We start from the raw sequence: 24,615 nt of genomic DNA, 5'->3' as shown, positions 1-24,615 counted from the left end.
GCTATTTCTTATTTGCTCTGTTGTAGTCGTTTATTGCGGAGTCAATATCCTTTTGCATTGCTTCCGCTGCTTCTTTCGGAGTTTTCACACCATTTAACATATCTTCAACATATTTTTCAAAAACTTGTCTGCTTTCTTGATAAACTGCACAAATTGCTCCTTGGCTTTCCGGAGTTGAGTCGTGAAGTTGATCTATTGCAGTTTTGAATTGCGGGAACTTCTTGATGTTTTCCTTAAACACATCTTCATCGTGTGCTTTCACATTCACAGGAAAATATCCGCTGTTTGCATTCCAATATGCTTGTGACTTCGGAGAAACCATATATGAAATGAAATCCCATGCGCCGGCTTTTCTCTCGTCGCTTCCCGAGTCTATCATATAAAGAGATGCACCGCCGATTGAAACCATTCCCTTGTCGTCTTTGTTTACTGCAGGATAATATGCAGTTCCGACTTCAAATTTATCTCCGACTTCTTGCAAAATTCCTGCAAGCGATGCTGTCGATCCGAAAGTCATTGCTGAAACTCCCGAAACGAATTCTTGTTTTCCACCCGTTCTTCCGACGTTTGGAGCTATGCCCTTATCGGCGAGTTCTTTCCATCTTTCGAGAATGTTTTCCATTCCGCCGTTTTCAACAAACACTGTTTTTGTAGGATTTCCTCCTCTTCCGTTGTTCATATCGAAGAGCGGCTTTTGTTGTTTCAACATAAATTGGTCGACCCACCAGCCGTAAATTGACATACTAAGCGGCATTTCAACGCCCTTTGCCTTAAGTTCTTCTCCGACTTCAACCATTTCTTCAAGACTCTTCGGCACTTCTGTAATTCCCGCCTTTTTAAACATATCCTTATTGTAATAAAGAAGCGGTGTCGATGAATTAAAAGGCATCGAGTTCAACTTTCCGTCGATTGTATAGTATGCCAAAAGGTTCGGCTCCAAATCTGCCGTGTTGAAATTTGTCTTGTCGATCATTTCTTGAACCGGAGTTATTAGACCTGAATCAATCATAAATCTTGCCCCTAATTCAAAAACTTGTACTATATCAACATCAAGAGCGCTGCCCGACGATGCCGATCTTAATTTTGTAAGAGCGTCGTCATATTCGCCTTGGAATTCAGCTTTTACCAAATACTTATTTTGAGATGCGTTGTAATCTGCAACCATCTTGTCGATTGCTTCGTTTAAGTTTCCACCCATAGAGTGCCAAAATGTTATTACGGTTCTTCCGTCTTCTTTTGCTGCACTTCCTGACTTTTTGCAACCTGCTGTGAAAAGCATTGCAAATACAGTTAATAAAATTAAAATTCTTTGTTTCATAATTACCTCCTTGAAACTAATTCTCATTATAGCGAGCCATTGTTTTTGTAATATTTGCGAGTTGTAAAATGTAAATAAAAAAATAATAAAGAATAGCATACAAGGATAAATATTTTTAATAAAGAAATTTAAATCACAAAAAAAGGAGGCTTAATGCTCCTTTTTATTTGCATATGGGTTGATGTAGCCTTTTTCCATGCCGGAATTGTAGGCTTCAACTATATTTTTCACGCCGAACTTTTCATAGATTGAGGCTATATGGTTGTAGAGGGTGCGTTCGCTGATGTGGAGTTTTTCGGCAATTTCCTTTTTGCTATCGCCCTTTACAAGTTCCGTGAGGACTTCCACTTCCCTGGGGCTGAGTTCGTTTACCATTTCGACAGCGATGGCCCGGGTCTTGCCCTCATGCACTTTCCTTAGCCTTTCCATCATGTCACCGATTTCTATGGACTTGTTGATAAAATCTTTGGCCCCGTATTCAAAGGCCCGCTGTCTATAATTTTCCAAATCATAAGAGGTCAAGATGACTATCTTTTGGTCGGGGAATTTTTCCAAGATTCCACCTATCATCTCTAAGCCAGTTTTTTCTCCCCGTAGATTTATATCCAGGAGCAAAATATCATAAGCATTTTTTAAATTTGCATCCAAGTCTTCCGGCCTAGCTATATAGGTGCACATCTCGACCCCCTCCTGCTCTTCCAAGAGGACCTTTATAGATTGGCCCAGAATCTTGTGATCGTCTAAGAGTAAAATTTTAATTTTCCCTCACCTCCATGAGTACTTGGGTAAACAATTTGTCCCCCTTCAAATCATAATTTATCTTTCCAGAATTGGACTCGACCAAAAGAGTCAGAATCAAAATCCCCCTCTTGGATTCCTGAATATTTTTAAAATCCTCCTTGGTTGCCCCGTCGCTCTCCAAATTTATAAGGACTTTATTATCCTCCATGCTAAGACTATAATTTAAATATCTTCCCTCCGAGTGCTTGTAAATATTGTTGACTAGCTCCTTGGATACCAAAAGCAAGAGGCGTTTTAATTTTTTATCCTTAATATCTGTAGCCTCAGGCTCTATATCCATGTGTAGATCAAGGTCCTTATCCTTGTAAAGGCTGGCAATATTTGCGAATACATGCTCCAAGGAAGCACCCACATCAATGTCATCGTAAACATTGGACTGGTAGTATTTCATAACCCCCCTGGCCTTGTCCTCCAGGTCAGTTAAAATTTCTTTTACGAAGCCCAAATCAGGGTCCTTGGCCGACAGGTAATTCTTGCAGGCAAAAATATCCTGGACAATATCGTCGTGGATAACGCGGGCAAATTCTTCCCTCTCTTGACCAATGTGGTCAGACAGATAATAGAGCTTGTAAATCTTGTCGTAAATATTTTCTTGTTCTTTAAAATATAAGGTCAAAACCAATTCAAAAAATAAATAGGTAAAATGATACATCAGGTCTATTGATTTTGGATCAATGCCAAATATATAAACCGTAACACCAGCAAACACTCCAAAACCCAAAGCCAAGATGAGCAAAGACCTCAATGTCAATGGTAATATATTAATATTTTTAAAATTCTTTATCTTTAAAACTTTCACAAGATAAATGCAAATAAAAACATAGGTCAGATAAATAATTTTAGTATTAAAACTAACAAAGTCCAAGGCACCAACAGCAATGGGGACCATAAATAAAATACTGTATATTAAAGAAGTCCTAAAAGAAATTTTATTATTAGACAACTCCACTGCAACAAAAATAATAATTACACGCCTAGCTAAATTTAATATTTTTCCCAGAACTACATAGTCTTTTACCAAAAGACCTGTCGCTTGAAGAATAGCAAAATACATCAGTATAAAAGCATGGATGCTAATATTTTTTAACATTTTCTTGTACATATACTCACCACAACCCCTCTATAGCTTTATTTTACCATATAGAAAGTAGTTATCACAGTCCTTTAAGAAAATAAGACAAATTTATAACCTTATAACTTGATCAAATCTTTTTAGTGTATTTTCATCATTTACATGGGTGATGACGATAACAATCCTATCTTTGATTCCAAAAATCAAATCAAAAATAATTTCGCTTGTTTCCTTATCCAAGTTACTTGTAGGCTCATCAAAAATCATAACATCATAATTTTCTACCAGAAATCTTGCAATGTCTATCCTTTGTTTTTCACCTGTGGACACTTGGTTCCTGCTCCCTTCTTCAATAGACTTATCTAAAAAGCTGTCATTAAATTTCAATTCCCTATAAAGACCATTATTAGCTTCCAATTTTCTATAGAGCTCTATGTTATCTCTTACAGATCCATCAATATAAAAGTCATTTCTTTGTATATAAGCAACTTTCTTATAAAGGTCGTCGGTCAAAATTGTATTTACATCTTGCTTGTTTAACTGGATCTCGCCTTTGTACTGGTCTGAGCCATAATATTTCATTATTAGCTTAGCAAGAGTGGACTTTCCTCGCCCGGATTCTCCTACTATGGCGTAGGTTTTTCCTTTTTCAAATTTTGTATTAAAGTCTTCAAAAATTATCTTATCTTCTGCAAACTTAAAATCCAAATCTTTAATGTCTATGGTTGAAATATTATTTTGAATTAGTTGACCTTTATTTTTCTCTGTTGATAAAATTTCATCAAAACTTTTCATTATGTCGCTAACTGTCCCCATCAAGTTTTTATTATAGGCTAATTGTTGCAAGGGATTAAACACGCCATTTAACAAGTTTATTGCAGAAATTAATAAACCAACTGTAATATCTCCCCTAAGAGCAAACCATACCCCTATTGACATGCAAGCCAATTGGGCAAAAAAGCTGAAAAAAAGTCCAAGGTCATTGGCAAGGCTAGATACAAATATATACGAAAACCTGCTTTTCTCATATTGTTTATCCCTATCAAGGTATTTTTTCAAAAAAATATCAGATACGCCAAGTAGTTTAATTTGTTCAAAGCCTTTTAGATGATTATTTATTACCTTTAAATAGTTCGCACTTTCATCTGAAAATTCATTGGTTTTTTTAGCCATTATTACTCCCGGTAATTGGGATAAAATTATCGTAACAAGGGAAACCCCAACGAATGATAAACCCAACTTCCAATTGATAAAAAATATTGTTCCAATACTAACCAAGGCCGATATAAAGTTCGCAACAATCTCACATCTAGGTGACAAATAGTTTGTTTGCAATAGGTCAATGTTTTTTGTAAAGTTGTTCAAATAATATTCATTTGACTTTGATACATAATCGTTCATTTCCTTTTTATTGACAGACACATAAAGGTCTTTTTTTGCATCTCTAATTATGTCTGATACATTTTTACTCTTTATATACGTGAATAAAAGGGAAACAATAAACCATCCGATTACAACCTTAAGACATGCTAATATTTTTGAAACAAAGTCTACATCTTGGTTAACTACAACGTCAACAACTGTCCCTAGTCTAACAGAAAACATGGCAAATAAAAACGCTGACCCTATACTTAAAATCACCGCCAAAACATATGTCAACCAATGTTTTTTGATTATTTTACTCATAATAAACCTCCTTTAACATTTTTTATTCTAACATGAGTTAAAAAAGATTACATGAGTAAATACTGCATTTTTTATTTTTTTCAATAAAAAAATTGTGGGTTTTTAGGCCCACAACTTTATTTTGTCATCTTAATTTTTACAATTTAATCTCTTTATTGGATATTTCTCCCGGCAAGTCATCATGGGAGATTATAAAGGTTATTCTCTTATTTCTCTCTTCATTAACGCGTGCGTAGATTTCACGAGCTGACTTGTCGTCTATGTTGGATGTGATTTCGTCCAAAATCAAGACATCTGGATCTCTATATATGACCCTGGCGAAGGCTATTCTTTGTTTTTCCCCGCCAGATAAATTGGCGACTGCTGGATTTATAATTGTATCCACACTTTTGTTTGCAAAGATTGGGGCCAGGAGTTTTTCATACGGTTTCGCTACCCGTTCTTCTCTCCTAGATGTCACCATCTAAAACATGCAAGTCGCTATTAGATTCGTCGGTAACTACGCTCTGTGGGGATTTTCACCCCAGCATTAGAACATGCCCGTCATCCAAAAAAAAGAGCCTTATAATAAGACTCTTTTTAACGACAACTTATGTCGTTGTTATGTACCTACTATTCACAAGGTACACATGATCCTGTTGGGCAAACGTCTGCACAGTTTCCGCATCCGATGCACTTTTCACCATCGATTGAGTAAATGTCGCCATCTGAAATTGCATCTACAGGGCATTCAGCTTGACATTGACCGCAAGCGATGCAATCATCTGTAATATGATATGTCATAGAAGTTCCTCCTTTGTATTTTGAAATGAGATCTCTTATCTCATCTACATATATTATACCACACTTTCATAAAAATTACACAGTTTTATATAAAATAATGATAAAAAAACGTAATCTTTTTAGAAATGTGAGTACAGTTACGTATAATTAGTGATGTTAATCACTAATTCATCATGTTCTATGTATAAGATATACTTTTAATGTATATTAAAAAATTAAAAGTCATATTTCAAAAGACTTATTAAAATTAAATCTGTTTATTTATTCTGTGATTTATGATAAAATGGATGTGGTGTTTTTTATGAGAATGAGAAAAAAATGGTGGGCAGTGCCCACATTGCTTGACAGCGGCAAGGCTTTCTTCTGGCCGGAAGAAAACAAAGGCCACTGGAGCGAAAAATTTAATAATAACAATCCGATTCATCTTGACATAGGTTGCGGAAGCGGTGGCTACTGTCTTGCACTTGCACGAAAAGACAAAAACAGAAATTTTGTGCTTTGGGACAAGGAAGCCGGTGTTTTAGTTTATGCACTTGATGAACTTCTCGAGTCAAATGTTGATAACGCTCTCATCATTCCACGAGAAATTGACCACGTCGAAAATATTTTTGCGGAAAACGAAGTTGATTCAATCACGATTCACTTTCCGAATCCTTGGCCGAAAAATAGACAAAATAATAGACGTCTTACCTATCCTTCAAGACTTTTAAAGTACAAAAATATTTTAAAACCCGACGGCGAAATCGACTTTAGAACCGACGACGATGAGCTTTATGTAGATACTCTTTCCTACATCGAAGAAGTGGACGGCGTAATTCTCGAAAAGTCGGACGACGCTCCACCGACAACTCCAATAAGTCACTATGAAGAAAGGTTCAGAGAAAACGGCGTTAAGATAAAATATATCAGATTTAAATTTTAAAATAACAGGACCCCTTAGAGTCCTGTTATTTTTGTGTTTGTATAAAAATAAATTGTCATATTTTAAATATGTGCATAAATATTTTTCCAATTAAATTTCACACAAACAAATTACATATTATAAATAGCCCCCATCAACTCGGAGGTTTGCTCCCGAAATATATGAGGCTTCGTCGCTGCAAAGAAAATAAATCGCATTCGAAACGTCGGTTGCCTCCCCTGCTCTTAGAAGTGGAATTTCCGAAACAAATAAATCTCTGTCTTCAATTTTTATATTGTCATTCATCGCCGTATTTATAAAGCCCGGGCTAACGCTGTTCACTCTAATGTTCGACGGTCCAAGTTCTTTTGACAGACTGTTTGAAAAAGCAATAATACCGCCCTTTGTTGCGGAGTAAACCGACTCGCAAGACGAACCCGTAATTCCCCACATCGAGGAGATAAAAATTATAACTCCGGATTTTTTCTCGATCATCTTTCCCACAAGTTTTTGCGTTATTAAAATCGGGGACTTAAGATTTACGTTAATAATCTTTGAAATGTCCTCTACTTTTGTGTGGTTAATCGTGTCGACAACACTTATTCCGGCACTGTGAATTATAATGTCCAGCCTTTTATAATCGCTGTCGATTTTCTTTAAAAATTCGACCACGCTCTTTTCATCCGAAAGGTCCGCTTTGTATGAATCGATTCTATAAGGAAACTCTTCCTTTAAACTTTCAATTTTTTGAGCGTGCGTATTATATTGAAGAATCATTCTAGCATCGCTATTTTCAAGAAATTTTCTCGCAATTGCGTATCCGATTCCCCCACTCGCTCCGGTTAAAAGTATATTCTTCATGCTCTTTTCACAAAGTCCTCAAAAATCTTTTCGAACTTTTCATGCTTATAAATCATCATTTCAGGATGAAATTGAACAAGGTGAATGTATCTCTCACCCGTCCATTCCATCGATTCAACAATGCCGTCCTTTGCACGCGATGTCACTCTAAAGCCTTCGGCAACGTCCTTTACTGCCTGATGGTGATACGAATTCACAATCTCTTTTTCTCCGAAAATATCAAATAAAATCGAATCCTTTTCAATTGCAATTGAATGTGTACCATCGGTAATATTTTGAGGATTGTTGTGATTTAAATTGAATCCCGCCGTTTTCAAATCCTGATAAAGGCTTCCGCCGTAGACCGAATTTATGAGTTGCATTCCTCGACAAATTCCCAAAATAGGTTTATTTATATCCCTGATTTTTTCTAAAAGCTTTAATTCGAATTCATCTCTTTCAAAAGAATATTTTTTGGTTTCAAGAATCATCTCTTCATTATAAATCATCGGATTAATATCAACGCCACCGGTAAAGAGAAAACCGTCACACATTTCGACGTATGAATCGATTAAATCATCATCGGCGATATTAGGCACAATAACAGGCACTCCGCCCGCTCTTTTAATCGCCTCGCTATATGCAATCGGCACAAGTGTGTTCCATTTGTCGTCTTCGGCATAAAGCATGCCGGTGCTAATCAATATTTTTTTCATATACTTCTTCCTTTGCCTTTACAAACAAAATAATTCCAAGCACCAATAATGGAATCGAAATCCATTGTGAGGTTGAGAGTGCTCCATAGATTCCTCTGATTTCGTCTCCTCTGAAAAATTCCAATATAAATCTTCCGATTGAGTACATTATTAGATATAGTCCGAAAATTCTGCCCGGGTGTTTATTCTTTTTAGAATAAATTAAAAGTGTAATAACAATTATAAAGTTTCCGACCACTCCGAAAAGTTGCGTAGGTAGAACCGAAACACCTGCCGGTGCAAGTCCACCTTTCGGAAATTGTACGGCTATGCAAGAATTTGAAGCTCTTCCATAGCAACATCCTGCAAAAAAGCATCCTACTCTTCCAAACATCTGTAAAATCGGCATCGATATTGCAAACATATCCAAAAGCTTCAGCGGTTTTATATGTTTGTATTTCTTTAAAAATAACACAACTCCGATTCCTGCACCGATCAGTCCTCCCAAGAAGACCATTCCTCCGCTAAATGAATATTGTATTCTTTGAAGGAGCGGATACTTTGAATCGAAAAGTATCATAAAACTCGACGGATCAGTAATCCAGTAAAGAAGTTTCGCTCCCGCTCCTCCGATAAGAAGTGCATATATCATCGCACTAAGAGCCGTATCGAAATCAAGCTCCTTATAATATTTTTGATACCTCAAATAGAGCATAATAAAACAAAGCCCTATAGCTATAAAAAAACCATATGCCGGGATCTTAGCTCCCAGCACATTAAAAAACATTTTCAAAACTTAAAACCTCCAGCTGCCTCTAAAATCTCTCATCATATTATCCATTGGTCTAAATCCGTATCCTCTGCATCCGAGGCATGAAACACAGGATATGCATGTTACAAAAAATATTGTTCCCAATATTATTCCAATAAGTCCCAATGTTTTTCCAACTTGTGCGACTGAATTTTTTCTGTCGACAATCATAGCCTTGCTTCCTTTGGACCATGCAATTGCACCAAAAATTATTGCAAGTATTCCGCTTCTCATGAATATTACAAGAAAAATTGATACTACACCAAATATAAACGAAAGAAGTGCGTCATCGTTTGGAGTTTTTCCAACTCTGTCTTCATCGATAATTTCATCGTCAGGTCCGTCATAATAAAAATCGTCTCTCAAAATTCAACCCTCCATTCTTTATTTATTTTTACCCTAAATTTAATAAAATAAGCATTGCAACTGTCATTGTTGACAATTAAGCGATTCTATACTATATTATAATATATATATTGTTAAAAATAAAGGAGAATGTTTAAATATTATGGAGACGTTATTTTTGGATGGGACCGATGGTCACAAGATTCCCGTCTATTGCAGTAGGATTGACGATGAGAAATTTACCGTTCAAATAGTACACGGACTGTTTGACAGCAGCGACAGATATTTTGATTTTATGGAAGATTTAAATAAAATGGGAGCATCTGCCGCGATTATGGACATAAGAGGCCACAAAAGGGCGATTGAAAATGCTTCGGAGTCGTTATATTTAGGGGAATTTAACGGATGGAACAATGCAACCGACGATATTCATGTTCTTAATTCTTATTTGCGTCAAAGAAACAAACCGAACTTTCTCATAGGATACGGTATTGGAAGTGACCTTCTTAGAACTTATGCGATTAAATATGGACACGAAACCGACGGTATCGTTCTCGTTTCGGCAGGAAAATATATTGGGAATTTAAGATATAATATATACAGCAAAATTTTAAGTTTTCTTATCTCAAACAAAGGCGAAACTTATCGCTCCGAAGCAATAAAAGATAAAGCTTTGAAAGATTTGAACAAGCCGTTTATAAAGAATTCTATGTTCTCATATATGACTTCAGATTTATATGAGGAAGATAAGATGAATAAAAATCCGTTTATGAAAGGTGTACCGACAGTTGCAATGTGGCGTTCGATCCTTCTTGCAAAGAAAAAAATTCAGGATGAAAACGCACAAAAATACATTCCTGACGATCTCCCGCTTCTTTTTGTTGTTGGAGAAAAAGACATCGTCGGCGGAGGAATAAAAAAACAGGAGGCACTTGTCGACTTCTACACAAGCATGGGAAAAAATGCGGAGCTCAAAATCATAAAAGATGGACGCTTCGATCTATATCATGACAAAACAAAGGAAATCTATTTAGAAATGCTGAGGGAATTTTTTGACACAATTATTTCACAAAGACAACTTGACAAAAATCCACAAGAATAATTTTATATTAATCGCATTATTTTTCAGTCTTGCGATGATGTATCGCTTCACAAATGTTGAACCGGTAAATCCGCTAGATTTAAGTTTTTGGCTCGACGATCAAATAAAATTGGTACCATGGACCGTTCTTATTTATCATTCATGGTATCCGACTCTATTTTTAATAATGTACTTTTTAAAAGACGACAAATACGATCGTGAATATATAATGGCTCTATTTATAGTAAAATCTCTTTGTATTTTAACATTTATTTTACTTCCGAGCGTTGTTAGCATTAGAGAAGATATTGTCCCAAGAACCTTTTATGAAAAACTAATAATGCTCACCTACAAAATGGATAATCCATACAATGGATTCCCATCGTCACACGTTGCGTGTGCTGTAGTAGCATATCATTACACAAATAACAAAGGTTTTATTGGAAAATTCTTCCAAGTACAAATGGTACTTATAATTCTTTCTACAATGACCACCAAGCAACATATTGTCGCTGATTGTATCGGAGGAATTTTATATGCTTATGTCGTTTTAAATATAATAATTCCGAAACTTCGAGAATATGACTTGACACTTTTCGACCCGACAATATAGTCGGGTTTTTTATTTGCCTCTTTATCTTTATTTAATGGGCATAAATTTATTGTGTTTTTTAGTAACAGTTTACACAAGAAATAAAATATGTTATAATTTATAATATCAAGGAGGTTTATATGATAGGTATAATAGAAAAGTTTACTACATTTTTATGGGACAACATGATTGCTTATATGCTTATTGCAGTAGGAATACTATACACCATCAGACTTGGACTGCCTCAAATCCTACGCTTACCAAGTATTTTTAAGGAAGCGTTCGGAGATCTTTTTAAAAAAGGCGAGAAGAAAGAAGGCGAAGTTAGTTCATTTCAAGCTTTGGCAACGGCAGTTGCTTCACAAGTTGGAACCGGAAACATCGGCGGTGTGGCAAGTGCAATAATGATGGGTGGTCCCGGAGCAGTTTTCTGGATGTGGATTTCCGGACTTCTCGGTATGAGCACAATTTTTGCTGAAGCAGTGCTTGCACAGGTCTATAGAGAAGAAAGAAACGGCGAACAATATGGCGGACCTGCATACTATCTTTCAAACGGGCTTAAGAATAAAAAGATAGGAAAAATATTAGCAACACTTTTTTCAATATTTATAATTATTGCCTTGGGGCTTGTCGGAAATATGGTTCAATCGAATTCAATTTCTCTTTCACTAAGTAACGGATTTGGAATTGCTCCAATAATAACGGGAATTGCACTAGCAGTTATTGTTGGTCTCATTGTTCTCGGAGGAGTTCAAAGAATATCCAAAATTGCAGAAACAATAGTTCCGGTTATGGCTGTTATTTATATTCTTGCAGGCATAGTTGTGGTAATAAAATTCCACGCTCAATTCATTCCTGTTATAAAAGCAATATTTACCGCCGCTTTCTCGAGCAAAGCTGTGCTTGGAGGTATGGTCGGTATTTCAGTTAAAACAGCAATGAGACTTGGCCTTCAAAGGGGACTTTTCTCAAACGAAGCCGGTATGGGTTCGACACCACACGCTCACGCTGTTGCAAATGTTCCACACCCTGTTAATCAAGGATTTGTCGCTATGGCAGGAGTTATCATCGGAACATTCTTCATTTGTACACTCACCGCATTTATAATTCTCGTTACAGGTGCTCATATAGAATCGGCGAATCTCGGTCTTGAGACTGTCGAGGTCACCCAACTCGGTTTTAAAATCGCATTTGGACACGCCGGAACTATATTCCTTGCAATAGCACTTGCATTTTTTGCATTTACAACCATTATCGGTTGGTACTATTTCGGCGAAAGTAATGTCGTTTATCTATTCGGAAGAAAAACACTTCCAATTTATAGAATTGTTGCAATATTATTTGTTACTCTCGGAACAATAGTTCCTGTCGGAACAGTTTGGCTATTCAGCGACATGTTCAATGCACTGATGGTTATTCCGAACCTTATAGGTCTTGTTGCTTTGTCGGGAATTGTAGTCAAAAAATATGACGAATGGAGAAATAAGCTTTAACTTTATTTGATTTATCATTTTAGGGAGGTATGGCATGATAGATACAATAAAAACTATTTCAAACTTTTTATGGGACAACATGGTAGTTTATCTACTTCTAATCGTAGGGCTTTTTTACACTGTGAAATTAGGATGTCCTCAATTCACAAAATTGGGAAAAGGATTTAAAGAAGCATTTAAAAACATATTCTTAAAAGACGGACGTGAAAAAGATCACGTTTCATCGTTTCAAGCACTTGCAGTTTCACTCGCTGCTCAAATCGGAACCGGTAATATAAGCGGTATCGCAAGTGCAATAATGGTCGGAGGACCGGGTGCAATCTTTTGGATGTGGATTTCAGGAATTCTCGGTATGGGAACAATTTTCGCCGAAGCTGTACTTGCTCAAACTTACAGAGAAAAGAAAGGCGACGAAGTTTACGGGGGCCCTGCCTATTATCTTTCAAAAGGTATGAAAAATAAAAAGTTTGGAAAAATTCTCGCTTCAATATTTGCAGTACTAATTGTAATTTCACTCGGCATTGTCGGAAATATGGTTCAATCGAACTCTATTTCTACATCTATGAGTGAAGGCTTCGGTATAAAACCTATTCTAACCGGTATAGTCCTTGCAGCGCTCGTGGCAATAATCATTGCCGGCGGAATAAAGAGAATTTCTAAAGTTGCCGAACTTATAGTTCCGGTAATGATTCTAATTTACATTGGAGTCGGTGTAGTTATTCTTGCAAAATTAAGCAATGAAATTATTCCTGCATTAAAATCTATTTTCACATCCGCATTTTCCGCAAAAGCAGCACTCGGTGGTGCAATCGGTATAAGCGTCAAAGAAGCTGTTAGACTTGGAATTCAAAAGGGTCTTTTCTCAAATGAAGCAGGTATGGGTGCAACACCACAAGCAAACGCAATTGCTGAAGTTGACCACCCTGTAAAACAAGGGCTTGTTGCAATGGTTAGCGTTGTTATCGACACAATAATAATTTCTACAATCACTGCACTTATAATACTTGTAACAAATGCACACACTGCACTTGATACAACTATGAACCCGATTACCGTAACACAAAAAGGATTTGAACTTGCACTCGGCGAAACGGGAACGGCATTCTTAGGAATACTCCTTCTCTTCTTCGCATATACAACAATGATCGGTTGGTACTACTACGGCGAAAGTAACATAGTTTATCTATTCGGCAAAAAAGCAGTTATTCCATATAAAATTTTAGTTGTTCTTGCAGTAATATTCGGAACTGTCACACACTTTAACTCAATTTGGACAATGAGTGATCTTCTAAACGCACTCATGGTTATTCCGAACTGGATTGGAATAATGCTAATGTCAAACATAGTTGTTAATAAATATAAAGAATGGAAAAGCTTAGAGCTTAAATAATGATTGGGAGATATCCTCCCAATCTATCTCCTGTACATAATTTATGAATAAAAATTCTGTATAGGTATAACAAAGTATTCTTTACTTTAGCGTGTTAGCATCGAGGTGGCTAGCACATAAAAAATTCGCATACTTTATGGAGGTTAGGTATGATAGATATTATTCAAAAACTAACAAGTTATCTTTGGGATAACCTTATAGCGTATATGCTTCTCGGGGTCGGTATTCTCTACACCATTAGACTTGGTTTTCCACAAGTAACAAAATTAGGGAGAGCTATTAAAGAAGCTTTCGGTGGAGTTTTTACTAAGAAAGATAAAAAAGGCGACTCCGGAGTCAGTGCATTCCAAGCACTTGCAACGGCAATTGCAGCACAAGTCGGAACCGGTAACATCGGTGGAGTTGCAGGGGCTATTATGGTCGGCGGACCGGGTGCAGTATTTTGGATGTGGGTTTCAGGAATCCTTGGCATGAGCACAATATTCGCCGAAGCTGTACTTGCTCAAACTTACAGAGAAAAGAAAGATGACACTGTCTATGGTGGTCCTGCTTACTATCTCACACACGGTTTAAAAAATAAAAAATTTGGAAAAGTTTTGGCAGTACTCTTCTCGATTTTCATCATTATAGCTTTGGGACTAGTCGGAAACATGGTCCAATCAAACTCAATTTCACTTTCACTTAAAAACGGTTTCGGTATTACTCCGGTAATTACAGGACTTGTTCTTGCAGTTTTAGTTGGAATGATAGTCATTGGCGGTATTTCAAGAATTTCAAAATTTGCTGAACTTGTTGTTCCGATTATGGCTCTAATATACATCATCGGTGGATTTGTCATTCTATTTAAATTCCATGACCAAATCATTCCTGTATTCAAGGGAATATTTACTGCAGCATTTTCAAGTGAAGCAGTCCTCGGCGGACTTGTCGGTGTGTCAATGAAAAAAGCAATTAGACTTGGCCTCCAAAGGGGACTTTTCTCCAACGAAGCCGGAATGGGTTCAACTCCGCACGCTCACGCAGTTGCTGAAGTTCCACACCCGGTTAATCAAGGTCTCGTAGCTATGGCAGGTGTAGTTGTTGATACACTCGTAATATGTACACTCACAGCTCTTGTCATTCTAGTAACAAACGCACACAATATTTCAGCCGGACTCGATCTTCAAACAGTTGCAGTAACACAAAAAGGATTTGAAATTGCATTCGGAAACGCAGGTCTCATGTTCCTTGCAATTTCTCTAGTATTCTTTGCATTCACTACAATCGTCGGTTGGTACTACTTCGGCGAAAGTAACATCGCTTACCTATTTGGAAAAAAAGCACTCACCCCTTACAGAATTCTAGTTCTCGTTGCAATAGTTCTCGGAACAATAATTCCGGTAGACACAGTTTGGATGTTCAGCGACTTCTTTAACGCACTCATGGTCATCCCGAACTGGATCGGCGTTGTACTTCTATCGGGAACTGTAGTAAAAAAATTCGACGAATGGAAAAAACTTGATAAGGAAATAAGAAAAGTTTCCGCAAAATAGACACACAAAAACTCGGTCTGTGAATAAAACACAGCCGAGTTTATTTTTTTAGAATCAAATCTCCTTCACATATTTGTTCGCGACAATAGGTCTGCCATGGGCGTCTTTGTCTTCGAACTCATACATAAATTCAAAATCAAGTTTATTGAGAAGCCGAATTGAATTGTTGTTCGTCGAGTACACATTTGCGGAAAGCCTCAACATGTTTTCGGATTTAAAAAACGGAATTGCCGCTTCAATCGCTTCCTTCATTATGCCTTGTCCCCAATAGGCCTTTGAAAGAGAATAGCCGATGCACATGGTTTTGCCGTCGGTGTAATCTTTATCCACAATAAAGTCAAGTGTTCCTATCGCCTTTTCATCATCCTTGTGGTATATACAAAAAACGGTGTTTAATTTCTTAAACATTTCAAGAAAATCTCGGGCGTCATTCTCTGACAAAAAGTGGTGCCATCCCGCCGCTTCGCCAACTCCTTCGACTTTGCCAAATTCATAAAGTGCTTCAAGATCTGAATCAATCCATTTCCTCAAAATTATCCTTTGTGATTGTATCTCATCTGTTGGTAATTCTATCAAAATATTTCTCCTTTGTTATACCTGTAAAACAAATTCCAATGTCCTTTTTGTCTGCGTCCTTGCCTATTCCTTCGGCAAACTTTTTCATCCCGACTTTTTCTTGAGTTCTCATCGAACGCTCATTGTTTACAAAATACCCCGCCATAACAAACTCCGCGTCAGTATTTTCAAAAAGATATTTAAGAACTGCACTCACTGCTTCAGGCATCAAACCTTTGCCCCAATATTCATTTGAGAGCACAAACCCAAGCTCGACAATGTTTTTCTTTTTAAATTTTTCATAAACAAGCTCCGGCATTTTTCCATCAGGCTCGTGAAGACCAAGTGTACCAATCATTTTTCCCGTATCTTTGTCTACAAGCGAAAAGATGTTCTTCTCTTTTATAAACATTTCCGCAACTTTTTTCGTATCCTCAATTGAGTTGTGATGAATCCAACCCGCTGCTTCACCGACTCCCGGCACTCTTGCATAATCGAAAAAATTCTCTAAGTCTTCAATTTGAAACGCTCTTAATATAAGTCTCTTTGTTTCGAGCGTGATATTTGTAACATCTATTTTCATTTTTCCTCCAAAAATAGGAAAAGACCAAACTTTCGTCCAGTCTTATCTGAAATTCTCGTTAATCAAATTATCGGCTTCAGCCTTGTTCATAATCCAATAACTTATCCCTTCGGCATCATTTTCTGCATGGCCCGGAAGAGTCATTGTCTTTATATTTTCAGTATCTATTTTCCCCGCAGATGTTGCCATCTTTAAGATTGTTTCAATCGGAATGTTTGTCTCCACATTCGGAAGCACAACTCTCAAAATTTTCGGGAGTTTGAAAACATTTTTAAAGCTTAGTGCTTGACTTATAACCGCCTTTATAAACTGTTGTTGATGCTCAATTCTCGAAATATCTGAGCCATCCGTCGGCATCGGAATGCCCGGCGAATTTTTTCTCCATCTTAAAAACTCAATCGCTTGTTGTCCGTTTATAGTTTGAAGCCCAGGTTTGAAATCAATCGAGAGTTCCTTACCTTTTGTTGTATCGAGATATTTCATTCTGAAAGGAATCTCAAACTCTACTCCGCCTATTGAATCAACAAGATTCTTCACAGCCATATAGTCAACTTTGGCATATTTATCAACTTGAAGTCCGGTAAGATTGTTTATATATTTCAATGCAAGCTCGCTTCCACCCGTCGCATGACCGGCGTTTAGCTTTACATAGTTGCCGTTTGGAAATTTATATTGTGTATCACGCGGCAAATTGAGCATTCTCACTTCACCCGTGTCAAAATTTATTCTCGTCAAAATCATCGTGTCGGTTCTTTGATGCTTTGCCTCCTCAGTTGTGAGGTCCATGCCGTCAATTCCCATCACGACAAAAGTAATCTCGCCTTTAAACTCCTCTTTCGGTTTTTTCATCTTTTCGAGGTCGATTTCTTTTTCTTGTGAGCCATTTATATCTTCATCTGTCGTCTTTTCCTTTTCTGATTCGACACCGATATATTTTGCAAACGGATTATGTGCATTTTTAACAACTGCGAAAATATAAAATGCCGTAAATGCAAAAAAAGCAGTTATAAATGCTACTTTAAACTTTTTCATTTCGTAACTCCATTTCATAACTATACTTTCTTTATTATATCATATTAAATTAAAGAACTCAATTTATCATTCCTTCTATATTTATAAAATCAGGGTAAGATTTTTTTGAATTCACAACAAACTTATTCTTTGTGAAACTGCACATCCAAAAGTCATTTTTATAACTGTCGGTGTAAGACTTTGACTCATCGTAAGAAACTTCAATCCCCTCTTTTTGGAATAGCTTTTCCAAATTTTCTTTCTTGGTCATTTTTGTATTGTTGTTTCCAATAACCTTGCCACCCGAGTGACCCGTCGCGATAAGATAATCAAAACCTAAAATTTCCTTTACATATTTCATATATCCATAAAGACTTGCAGAGCAAAGAATTGTGATATAACCCTCCTCATTGATCTCATCAATCAAATTTTTGTACCCGTGCGTTTCAACGAATCCTTTCGAAAACTCTTTTAATGCATTGTCAGGAACGGCCTCCACAACTCTGACAAATGCACTTTTTAATTTTTCAAATCTACCGGTGAAAAGCATAGCAAAAAAGCCCTTTATAATCCACCACGAGAGCCCGAAAATATTTATATATCCATTTTTTAATGCAAATCTTATAAGAACCCTGATCGAATCTATGTCGACCAGGGTCTTATCAAAGTCATATATTTTTATCTTTTTCACTATTCTTCTCTCAAAACGCCGTAGTCGCCGTCGCCTCTCTTATAAATTACAGAAACCTTGTCATTTTCAGAATCTCTAAAGAGATAGAAATCGTGTGTTACAAGGTCCATTTGAAGAGCCGCTTCTTCTCTCGACATCGGTTTCAAGAAGAATGCTTTTTCACGAACAACTTTCGGTCCTTCAACGACTTCCTTCGGTTCCAAATCAGGGATTTCTTCAAATTTTATGCTCTTTGTATTTTGGTATCTCTTTTGAAGTTTTGTTTTATGTTTTCTGATCTGTCTTTCAAGTTGATTTAACACTTTGTCGACAGATTCATAAAAGTCTTTTGTCTTTTGTTCACTCCTAAGAACTTGTCCGTCAGGAAGGGATATTGTCACTTCCAAAATTTCATCCGACTTTACCCTTCTGAACACTGCATTGCCCGTTATATCTTCTGCGAAGAATTTATCGAGCTTAGATAGTTTCTTTTCCGTTAATTCCCTTAAGTCAGGCGTCATTTCAAAGTTTCTTGCTACGATTGTAAGTTTCATAATATTCCTCCTTATCTTTATATATATTATATACCCCTTTAAATTGATTTTAACACATTAAAACTGTTATAATATAAACATGGAGGTATTTTATGAATAAAATTACACTGGACGCATTCACAAAATACAAATTTCTCTCAAAACCAACATTCTCAGATGGTGGTAAGAGATTTGTATTTGAAGTGACAAATATTAGCGAAGATAAAAAGTCATATGAGACGGGACTTTTTGAACTCGAAAACAACAACGCAAAAAGAATTACGACAAAGAGTGGGCAAGGTTTTTGTTTTTTGAATGAAGATGAGATAATTTTTAGAGATGATAGGGATAAATCTGAAAACAAATCTGCCGCTCCTTCAACTAAGATTTATAAACTTAATTTAAACGGTGGCGAAGCTGAAAAGTTTTTGGAATTTGATTCCAACCTTTCAATTGTCGATGTTGTCGGAAATAAAATTATTTTTATAGAAAACTACAACCCTATTTGGGACGGCTACGACAAGACCGACTCGAAGTCGAGAGAAGCGATGATTTCAAGAAACAAGAACGACGAAGACTATCATGTGTTCGACGAAATTCCTTTTTGGGGAAACGGCGCCGGCGTTACAAATAAAAATAGAAGTCGCCTCGCCTGCTATGACTTAGGCAAAAAAGAACTCACTTTTTTGACTGAAAAAGAAAGAACCGTCGAACTTGTCGACATAAATAAAAATACCGAAAAAATCGCATTCACGACAAATGTCTACAAGGACAAAATGCCGCTCACAAGCGAAGTGATGATGCTCGATTTAAGAACCGGCAAAATTGAAGACATAACTCCGCTCTACGGAATGAGTTATCAAATTTTGAAATTTATGGGCGACGACATCATAACTCTTGCAACCGACATGAAGTCGCACGGAATAAACGAAAACGGCAGCCTCATTTTGTTTGAGCCGAACGAAAAAAGAATTCTCAAAAAAATTATGCCGGACTTTTCATTTTGGTCAAGCGTCGGAAGCGACGTTAGATACAGAGAGGGCGACACTTTTAAAGTCGACGGCGACTATTTCTATTTCACAACCACAATCGAATATAAATGCGAACTTTTCCGCGTCGACAAAAATCTTGAAATCGAGCAGCTCACAAACTGCGGTGGCTCCGTCGATTCATTCGATGTGAAAAACGGAAAGATTTATGCAATTTCTCTAATCGAGCAAAAGCTTCAAGAGCTCTACGAGATAAAAGATGGTGAACATATTGAAATAACACACTTAAACGATGGATTGAAAGATGTTTATGTTGCAAAGCCGGAGCTAGTCGAATGGGACAAAAACGATTATCACTACACCGGATTTGTGCTTCTTCCGCCAAACTACGACGCGACAAAAAAATATCCTGCCGTCTTTGAAATTCACGGCGGACCGAAAACCGTTTACGGCACGGTCTTCTACCACGAACTCCAATTCCTTGCAAACGAAGGCTATATTGTGTTCTTCACAAACCCGCGCGGCAGCGACGGCTATGGAAACGACTTCATGGACATTTTCGGAAAATACGGCGACATCGACTACAAAGATTTGATGGACTTCACCGACCTCGTGCTCGAAAAATATCCTGCAATTGAAAAGGACAGAGTTTTTGTGACGGGCGGAAGCTACGGCGGATTTATGACAAACTGGATTATCGGCCACACGAACAGATTCAAACGTGCCTGCTCGCAAAGGTCCATTTCAAACTGGATCAGCATGTGGGGCACGGCGGACATCGGCTACTATTTCGCCGACGACCAAACGAGAGCCGCAATTTGGAACAATGTTTCCGGCTGGGGCGGTGTCGACAAGATGTGGGAGCAAAGCCCGCTCAAATACGCCGACAAGGTCGAAACGCCGACGCTTTTCATAAACAGCAACGAAGACTACAGATGCTACCACACAGAAGGGCTTCAAATGTTCACGGCGCTCAAATATTTCGGAGTCGAATCTAGACTTGTACTCTTTAAGGGCGAAAACCACGAGCTCAGCCGCTCGGGACTTCCGCACCACAGAATAAGAAGACTCACCGAAATAAGAGATTGGTTCAAGCTGGGATTATAAAATCCCGGCATACATATTTAACGTGCAAACATTCTCCACCCGCAATATATAAACTGTTGTTTATAACGATTTATTGGGTAATACTATATAAAAGAATTCAATATTTTACAGAAAGGAGAAATTATGAAAAAGATTTATAAAATGGCACTTGTTTTTCTTTCGCTTTTACTTCTTCAAACGCTCACAGTTGGAGCCGGCGAAAAGAAAATGAAGAACACAATCATTGGAGACTCTATAGTTTCACGTGCGGACGGTGAGTATCGAATCTTTTTAAATTCAAACAAGGACACGGCAAACTTTTACTCATTTAAAAATCTTTTGAATTTAAATTTGATTACAAAAATTCAGTTCAGTCCTTCACAGGAAACAAAAGATGGCGATTCGTTCGCACTCAAATCGAACAGACATGTGAAAAATATTTGGATTAAAGCAGAGCCGGCTTTGGACAAGAGTCCGATTTTTTACACGAAACCGACGACGGACATGAAAAACGATTTCTATTATATTGAATCAAGTTTTTGGGACTCGATTTTCGGAAAAAGACAGCTTCCGAATTTTATAGAATTGGGGTGGAACTATTATGAAAAATAAAATAATCGGTGTGCTTTTATTTATAGTCGCACTTGCGCTTGCGATATTTGCATTTCTAAAGATAAAGTCGACACCTCCAAAAAATGCGATGGACGTCTTCACAAACAAAGAACTGTACCATCTCGATGCAGTTTCCGAAAAAAATCCGAGCGAATTTACCGACGATGCGCTGAAACTTGTGGATGAATTTTTGGAAAAGGACATTCCATACTACACGCACTCCTCATTTATGCAAATGTACAAAAACGGAGTGCTTGAGCCGAGACAGACTTTCTTTTCAAAGGATATGTACGAGCTTGTAACGCCGAAGATTGAAAACGGAGAAGGGCTCGAAAATTATTTCGATTTCGACTACGAATCCGACGAGCCGATTCCTGTTTTAATCGGCAGCAATTTTTCGTCCGATTTCGAAACCGGTAAAACATATGAGGACAGCCTTTTCGGACACATCGTCAAGATAAAAATCGTAGGTACAACAGCTCCGAAACAAAGCTATCCGGACCTCTTGGAAAATACAAACTATTTCGACTCCGGGATTTTGTATCCTGTGAACAAAACCCTCTTTAAAAAATATGTGGACTCGCCGCAAGACGTCGATATGATGTTTAATCGTACGCTCTTTAAAAATCCTGAATCTGTAAATCTTTTCAGCGACAAAATGAGCGCCGACAAAAACGGAATCTGCGATTTGAAGTGGGTTAAGATTGACGAAAAAATTCAAAATTGGAAAAACGGATACATCAAATCGAGATACAACTCGGCATATGTAAAAATTGCCATAAGTGTTCTTCTCCTGATTGTTTCCGTATATGTATTCAGAAAAAAATAAGCGGTAATTTATAGCTTATTTTTGTATAACGGTTATATATAAACTGTTGTTTATAGTACTTTATTGGGTAATAATATATTAAAGAATTCAATATTTTTGTAGAAAGGAGAAATTATGAAAAATAAATCCATACGAATTGCAATGATTGCAATTTTAATAGCGCTGATGATATTCAGCGGATGCAAGACAAATGAAGACACAAAGAGCAAAAAGGCGGAGGAATTTGCAAATTTGTTCTTCGAACAAGTGAAAGTTTTACAAAAGACAGATAACCAAATCTTCACTTTGGAAGAACTGAATGAAAACGCTGACGACGAAGCGAAAAAGACAGTAAAAAAATATTACGATGACATGAGAGAATACATCTCCGAAGAACAGCTCATCAAATACTTAAACGACCAGGAACTTTTGAACACGAAGTATTATGAATCAAATGTCAAGGACTATAAAATCGAAAACTTCAAAGCCGTGCCTTCGGACAAAAAAGAAGGTGCCGTGGATGCGACTTTTGACGTAACTTTCATCAACGACTCAAAGGCCGAAATTGCAAAAAAGAGCTACAAAATAAGATGTATGTTTGACGGCGACAAGATGGTCGACGCATTTGGAGAAATGTTCCCTCCAACTGAAATCTCGCAAAATAAATAGAATTTATGTAAAATATTGAATTTCAAAAAGCTGCCCGTTTGGACAGCTTTATTTTTTTGTATTGATTTGTGTTTAAATCGTTCGGCTAAAACTTTTCCAAATCGATTATCTTGTTCGTTATTGAAAGCGGGCTTTTTCTGTGCGTTATGATGATTACAATCTTGCCTTCGTCGCCGAGTTTTTTTATATTTTGCACAATTTTATCCTCGGTTTCATTGTCGAGTGCCGACGTAAACTCGTCAAGTATGATTAAGTCCTTGTCGCTGTAAAGAGCGCGTGCAAGTGCGATTCTTTGTTTTTCCCCACCACTTAAATTTGCTCCGTTCGTTGTAAGCTCGTGATCGAGCTTCCCGTCTTTTTTCTCGACGAGATTTGAAAGCTCGCTCTCACTCAAAACATTTTCGGCGACAACTTCATTGTCAAATTGAATATTTCGAAGAATTGTATCTCTGAAAATAAAAGGCTCCTGCTCAACAAGCGAAAGATTGTCATAGTAGCTTGAGCGATTGATTTTTCTGAGCTCCGTGTCGTTCACAATGACCTCTCCGGTATATGTGTCCCAAATTTTCAGGATTATGTCTATAATCGTCGACTTGCCCGAGCCCGACGGACCAATGATGCCGACGATGTCGCCTTTTTCAAATTTGAAATTCACACTATTAAGAACCGGCTTTTGGGAATCATACGAAAAAGAAACGTCCTTAAACTCGATTGAATTTATACCGCGAATCTTCTCTCCGGTTTCTTCTTCCATATCGTCCTCAAGAAAACTCAAAACTCTGTCGCTCATCCCGAGACTGACGTTTATGCCCGTGTACCAATCCGAAAGATTCGTCATCGGCTCGTACAAAAAGTCGAGATATGAATAAAACGCAAAGAGATAGCCGAGTGTGAGTTGTCCCTTTATAATTAAAATTGCACCCGAAATGAGCACAACTATCGGAAGGAGCGCCTTTGTAAATCCGCCCACGCCGTAGCTTATTGCGGTGTATTTTTTTATATCCTTTGCCGAGTCCGTGTATTCATTTATTGTGTTTTTAAAATTGTCGAGGAAAAATTTTTCCTTGCCGTTGATTTTTATCTGCAAAACTCCGTTCAGATATTCCTTTACGGTTTCGGAAACTCTTGTAAAAAGTTGTCTCTCTTTGTTCGATGCCGTTCTTATTTTTTTGTCGATTCTATGGAATGTGAACGTGTATATCGGAACGATCAAAAGAGGTAAAATCGTGAGTATCGGACTCATATAAAACATCAAAACCACGACAATCCCAATTCTCAGCACGTTTAAAATGAGCATCGGAAAACCGATTGAAATGTCGTACGAAAGAATCGACGTGTCGTGCAAAATTCTGTTGGTGAAATCCTCGTCGTTCTCTTTGAAAAATTTTACATTCTTTTTTAGCGCTGCTTGCAGCATAATCGTTCTGAAATAGTTCAAATACTCCGTGCTGTACATATGCCATATGTAGTTTTGTGTCGAGTTTAAAGTCGCATCCAAAAGTCCGATTATGATCAAAAGTGCTCCGAATTTTAAAATGTCCGCGATAGGTGCACTCACTGTGACCATATTTACGAGCTTTCCGATGAAAAACGGCATTATAGAGCCGATTAAAATCGAAGCTGCGCAAAGCACTACGAGCCAAAATCGCCTTTTTCTAAAAGGTCCTATGTAACCCAAAAGTTTTCTGTATTTTTTAACCATCTTGCCCTCCTTGTATATAAATATTATAGCACATTCCCCCCCCTTTGCAAATTTGCA

26 protein-coding genes are annotated in these 24,615 nt (G+C 37.3%); 10 read left to right on the top strand and 16 right to left on the bottom strand.

What is annotated here, in order from left to right; translation table 11 throughout:
* Position 1 precedes the first annotated feature (1 nt).
* From C7381_RS02455 to C7381_RS02430, 6 genes are all read right to left on the bottom strand, one after another.
* A complete protein-coding gene (locus tag C7381_RS02455; protein ID WP_245893693.1) occupies positions 2 to 1,318 on the bottom strand; it encodes an ABC transporter substrate-binding protein in 1,317 nt (438 codons plus the stop codon).
* A gap of 150 nt (positions 1,319 to 1,468) precedes the next feature.
* A complete protein-coding gene (locus tag C7381_RS02450) occupies positions 1,469 to 2,071 on the bottom strand; it encodes a response regulator transcription factor (RefSeq protein ID WP_342748612.1) in 603 nt (200 codons plus the stop codon).
* A 1-nt stretch (position 2,072) separates the two neighbouring features.
* Positions 2,073 to 3,221, bottom strand: a complete 1,149-nt coding sequence (locus C7381_RS02445; RefSeq protein WP_116479750.1) for a sensor histidine kinase — start codon at positions 3,219 to 3,221, stop codon at positions 2,073 to 2,075.
* Between the two features lie 81 nt (positions 3,222 to 3,302).
* Positions 3,303 to 4,877, bottom strand: a complete 1,575-nt coding sequence (locus C7381_RS02440) for an ATP-binding cassette domain-containing protein (RefSeq protein WP_116479749.1) — start codon at positions 4,875 to 4,877, stop codon at positions 3,303 to 3,305.
* Positions 4,878 to 5,013: 136 nt separating this feature from the next.
* Positions 5,014 to 5,340, bottom strand: coding sequence for an ATP-binding cassette domain-containing protein (locus C7381_RS08765; protein ID WP_116479748.1), 327 nt, complete (start codon positions 5,338 to 5,340; stop codon positions 5,014 to 5,016).
* Positions 5,341 to 5,489: 149 nt separating this feature from the next.
* Positions 5,490 to 5,660 (bottom strand): 4Fe-4S binding protein, encoded by a 171-nt coding sequence (locus C7381_RS02430; RefSeq protein WP_081935390.1) that lies wholly within the window; start codon positions 5,658 to 5,660, stop codon positions 5,490 to 5,492.
* A 301-nt stretch (positions 5,661 to 5,961) separates the two neighbouring features.
* On the opposite strand from C7381_RS02430, the gene trmB reads away from it, so the two are divergent.
* On the top strand, positions 5,962 to 6,582 hold the full coding sequence (trmB, locus tag C7381_RS02425; RefSeq protein ID WP_165803565.1) for a tRNA (guanosine(46)-N7)-methyltransferase TrmB: 621 nt from the start codon (positions 5,962 to 5,964) through the stop codon (positions 6,580 to 6,582).
* A 117-nt stretch (positions 6,583 to 6,699) separates the two neighbouring features.
* Here the strand turns inward: trmB and ymfI are convergent, their stop codons facing one another.
* The 4 genes from ymfI to C7381_RS02405 are packed head-to-tail and all read right to left on the bottom strand — an operon-like array spanning position 6,700 to position 9,273.
* Entirely contained in the window at positions 6,700 to 7,422 is a 723-nt protein-coding gene (gene ymfI, locus C7381_RS02420; protein WP_116479746.1) for an elongation factor P 5-aminopentanone reductase, read from the bottom strand.
* Positions 7,419 to 8,117, bottom strand: coding sequence for a gamma-glutamyl-gamma-aminobutyrate hydrolase family protein (locus tag C7381_RS02415; protein WP_034544832.1), 699 nt, complete (start codon positions 8,115 to 8,117; stop codon positions 7,419 to 7,421). Before C7381_RS02415 ends, ymfI begins: the two co-directional genes overlap by 4 nt.
* Complete coding sequence (locus tag C7381_RS02410; RefSeq protein ID WP_245893697.1) at positions 8,098 to 8,883, bottom strand: prolipoprotein diacylglyceryl transferase; 786 nt, start codon at positions 8,881 to 8,883, stop codon at positions 8,098 to 8,100. Before C7381_RS02410 ends, C7381_RS02415 begins: the two co-directional genes overlap by 20 nt.
* A 9-nt stretch (positions 8,884 to 8,892) precedes the next feature.
* The gene (locus tag C7381_RS02405) at positions 8,893 to 9,273 is read right to left on the bottom strand and encodes a DUF4190 domain-containing protein (protein ID WP_034544831.1); all 381 of its coding nucleotides are present in this window, start codon (positions 9,271 to 9,273) and stop codon (positions 8,893 to 8,895) included.
* A 142-nt stretch (positions 9,274 to 9,415) separates the two neighbouring features.
* On the opposite strand from C7381_RS02405, the gene C7381_RS02400 reads away from it, so the two are divergent.
* From C7381_RS02400 to C7381_RS02380, 5 genes are all read left to right on the top strand, one after another.
* Positions 9,416 to 10,354, top strand: coding sequence for an alpha/beta fold hydrolase (locus C7381_RS02400; RefSeq protein ID WP_116479744.1), 939 nt, complete (start codon positions 9,416 to 9,418; stop codon positions 10,352 to 10,354).
* A complete protein-coding gene (locus tag C7381_RS02395; RefSeq protein WP_034544829.1) occupies positions 10,305 to 10,946 on the top strand; it encodes a phosphatase PAP2 family protein in 642 nt (213 codons plus the stop codon). Before C7381_RS02400 ends, C7381_RS02395 begins: the two co-directional genes overlap by 50 nt.
* Before the next feature lie 119 nt (positions 10,947 to 11,065).
* On the top strand, positions 11,066 to 12,418 hold the full coding sequence (locus C7381_RS02390; protein ID WP_116479743.1) for an alanine/glycine:cation symporter family protein: 1,353 nt from the start codon (positions 11,066 to 11,068) through the stop codon (positions 12,416 to 12,418).
* A gap of 34 nt (positions 12,419 to 12,452) precedes the next feature.
* Positions 12,453 to 13,808 (top strand): alanine/glycine:cation symporter family protein, encoded by a 1,356-nt coding sequence (locus tag C7381_RS02385; protein ID WP_116479742.1) that lies wholly within the window; start codon positions 12,453 to 12,455, stop codon positions 13,806 to 13,808.
* 149 nt (positions 13,809 to 13,957) lie between these two features.
* Entirely contained in the window at positions 13,958 to 15,340 is a 1,383-nt protein-coding gene (locus C7381_RS02380; protein WP_116479741.1) for an alanine/glycine:cation symporter family protein, read from the top strand.
* A gap of 54 nt (positions 15,341 to 15,394) precedes the next feature.
* On the opposite strand, the gene C7381_RS02375 is transcribed toward C7381_RS02380, so the two are convergent.
* From C7381_RS02375 to hpf, 5 genes are read right to left on the bottom strand one after another with little or no spacing between them, the layout of a single operon-like run.
* Positions 15,395 to 15,916: a GNAT family N-acetyltransferase gene (locus C7381_RS02375; RefSeq protein WP_165803564.1), complete on the bottom strand. Its 522-nt coding sequence runs from the start codon at positions 15,914 to 15,916 to the stop codon at positions 15,395 to 15,397.
* Positions 15,894 to 16,478 carry a GNAT family N-acetyltransferase gene (locus tag C7381_RS02370; RefSeq protein WP_116479739.1) on the bottom strand — a complete coding sequence of 195 codons (585 nt, stop codon included), beginning with the start codon at positions 16,476 to 16,478 and terminating at the stop codon, positions 15,894 to 15,896. The genes C7381_RS02375 and C7381_RS02370 overlap by 23 nt, the downstream gene beginning before the upstream one ends.
* A 42-nt stretch (positions 16,479 to 16,520) precedes the next feature.
* Positions 16,521 to 17,510, bottom strand: a complete 990-nt coding sequence (locus C7381_RS02365) for an LCP family protein (protein WP_165803563.1) — start codon at positions 17,508 to 17,510, stop codon at positions 16,521 to 16,523.
* Between the two features lie 58 nt (positions 17,511 to 17,568).
* The gene (locus C7381_RS02360; RefSeq protein ID WP_165803562.1) at positions 17,569 to 18,180 is read right to left on the bottom strand and encodes an HAD family hydrolase; all 612 of its coding nucleotides are present in this window, start codon (positions 18,178 to 18,180) and stop codon (positions 17,569 to 17,571) included.
* Positions 18,180 to 18,713 carry a ribosome hibernation-promoting factor, HPF/YfiA family gene (hpf, locus tag C7381_RS02355; RefSeq protein ID WP_034544815.1) on the bottom strand — a complete coding sequence of 178 codons (534 nt, stop codon included), beginning with the start codon at positions 18,711 to 18,713 and terminating at the stop codon, positions 18,180 to 18,182. The genes C7381_RS02360 and hpf overlap by 1 nt, the downstream gene beginning before the upstream one ends.
* Before the next feature lie 92 nt (positions 18,714 to 18,805).
* Between hpf and C7381_RS02350 the strand changes: the two genes are divergently transcribed.
* The 4 genes from C7381_RS02350 (at position 18,806) to C7381_RS02335 (ending at position 22,856) form a co-directional block, all read left to right on the top strand.
* Positions 18,806 to 20,788, top strand: a complete 1,983-nt coding sequence (locus tag C7381_RS02350; RefSeq protein WP_116479736.1) for an alpha/beta hydrolase family protein — start codon at positions 18,806 to 18,808, stop codon at positions 20,786 to 20,788.
* A gap of 123 nt (positions 20,789 to 20,911) precedes the next feature.
* Entirely contained in the window at positions 20,912 to 21,379 is a 468-nt protein-coding gene (locus C7381_RS02345) for a hypothetical protein (RefSeq protein ID WP_116479735.1), read from the top strand.
* Positions 21,369 to 22,208 (top strand): hypothetical protein, encoded by an 840-nt coding sequence (locus C7381_RS02340; RefSeq protein ID WP_116479734.1) that lies wholly within the window; start codon positions 21,369 to 21,371, stop codon positions 22,206 to 22,208. Before C7381_RS02345 ends, C7381_RS02340 begins: the two co-directional genes overlap by 11 nt.
* Before the next feature lie 114 nt (positions 22,209 to 22,322).
* Entirely contained in the window at positions 22,323 to 22,856 is a 534-nt protein-coding gene (locus tag C7381_RS02335) for a hypothetical protein (protein ID WP_116479733.1), read from the top strand.
* Between the two features lie 85 nt (positions 22,857 to 22,941).
* On the opposite strand, the gene C7381_RS02330 is transcribed toward C7381_RS02335, so the two are convergent.
* Positions 22,942 to 24,558 carry an ABC transporter ATP-binding protein gene (locus C7381_RS02330; RefSeq protein WP_116479732.1) on the bottom strand — a complete coding sequence of 539 codons (1,617 nt, stop codon included), beginning with the start codon at positions 24,556 to 24,558 and terminating at the stop codon, positions 22,942 to 22,944.
* Between the last annotated feature and the right edge of the window lie 57 nt (positions 24,559 to 24,615).

This window comes from Ezakiella coagulans, assembly GCF_003096635.1.
Lineage (GTDB): Bacteria > Bacillota > Clostridia > Tissierellales > Peptoniphilaceae > Ezakiella > Ezakiella coagulans.
Note: the sequence above shows the minus strand (reverse complement) of the source record. Positions and strands in the feature narration are given on the sequence as shown.

Excerpts from the sequence above, each read along its gene's own strand:
- C7381_RS02390 (WP_116479743.1), top strand. The coding sequence starts at position 11,066 with ATGATAGGTATAATAGAAAAGTTTACTACATTTTTATGGGACAACATG.
- C7381_RS02445 (WP_116479750.1), bottom strand. The coding sequence starts at position 3,221 with ATGTACAAGAAAATGTTAAAAAATATTAGCATCCATGCTTTTATACTG.
- C7381_RS02410 (WP_245893697.1), bottom strand. The coding sequence starts at position 8,883 with ATGTTTTTTAATGTGCTGGGAGCTAAGATCCCGGCATATGGTTTTTTT.
- hpf (WP_034544815.1), bottom strand. The coding sequence starts at position 18,713 with ATGAAACTTACAATCGTAGCAAGAAACTTTGAAATGACGCCTGACTTA.
- C7381_RS08765 (WP_116479748.1), bottom strand. The coding sequence starts at position 5,340 with ATGGTGACATCTAGGAGAGAAGAACGGGTAGCGAAACCGTATGAAAAA.
- C7381_RS02365 (WP_165803563.1), bottom strand. The coding sequence starts at position 17,510 with ATGAAAAAGTTTAAAGTAGCATTTATAACTGCTTTTTTTGCATTTACG.
- C7381_RS02440 (WP_116479749.1), bottom strand. The coding sequence starts at position 4,877 with ATGAGTAAAATAATCAAAAAACATTGGTTGACATATGTTTTGGCGGTG.
- C7381_RS02335 (WP_116479733.1), top strand. The coding sequence starts at position 22,323 with ATGAAAAATAAATCCATACGAATTGCAATGATTGCAATTTTAATAGCG.
- C7381_RS02380 (WP_116479741.1), top strand. The coding sequence starts at position 13,958 with ATGATAGATATTATTCAAAAACTAACAAGTTATCTTTGGGATAACCTT.
- C7381_RS02340 (WP_116479734.1), top strand. The coding sequence starts at position 21,369 with ATGAAAAATAAAATAATCGGTGTGCTTTTATTTATAGTCGCACTTGCG.
- C7381_RS02385 (WP_116479742.1), top strand. The coding sequence starts at position 12,453 with ATGATAGATACAATAAAAACTATTTCAAACTTTTTATGGGACAACATG.
- C7381_RS02330 (WP_116479732.1), bottom strand. The coding sequence starts at position 24,558 with ATGGTTAAAAAATACAGAAAACTTTTGGGTTACATAGGACCTTTTAGA.
- C7381_RS02455 (WP_245893693.1), bottom strand. The coding sequence starts at position 1,318 with ATGAAACAAAGAATTTTAATTTTATTAACTGTATTTGCAATGCTTTTC.
- C7381_RS02350 (WP_116479736.1), top strand. The coding sequence starts at position 18,806 with ATGAATAAAATTACACTGGACGCATTCACAAAATACAAATTTCTCTCA.
- C7381_RS02415 (WP_034544832.1), bottom strand. The coding sequence starts at position 8,117 with ATGAAAAAAATATTGATTAGCACCGGCATGCTTTATGCCGAAGACGAC.
- C7381_RS02345 (WP_116479735.1), top strand. The coding sequence starts at position 20,912 with ATGAAAAAGATTTATAAAATGGCACTTGTTTTTCTTTCGCTTTTACTT.
- ymfI (WP_116479746.1), bottom strand. The coding sequence starts at position 7,422 with ATGAAGAATATACTTTTAACCGGAGCGAGTGGGGGAATCGGATACGCA.
- C7381_RS02430 (WP_081935390.1), bottom strand. The coding sequence starts at position 5,660 with ATGACATATCATATTACAGATGATTGCATCGCTTGCGGTCAATGTCAA.
- trmB (WP_165803565.1), top strand. The coding sequence starts at position 5,962 with ATGAGAATGAGAAAAAAATGGTGGGCAGTGCCCACATTGCTTGACAGC.
- C7381_RS02400 (WP_116479744.1), top strand. The coding sequence starts at position 9,416 with ATGGAGACGTTATTTTTGGATGGGACCGATGGTCACAAGATTCCCGTC.
- C7381_RS02370 (WP_116479739.1), bottom strand. The coding sequence starts at position 16,478 with ATGAAAATAGATGTTACAAATATCACGCTCGAAACAAAGAGACTTATA.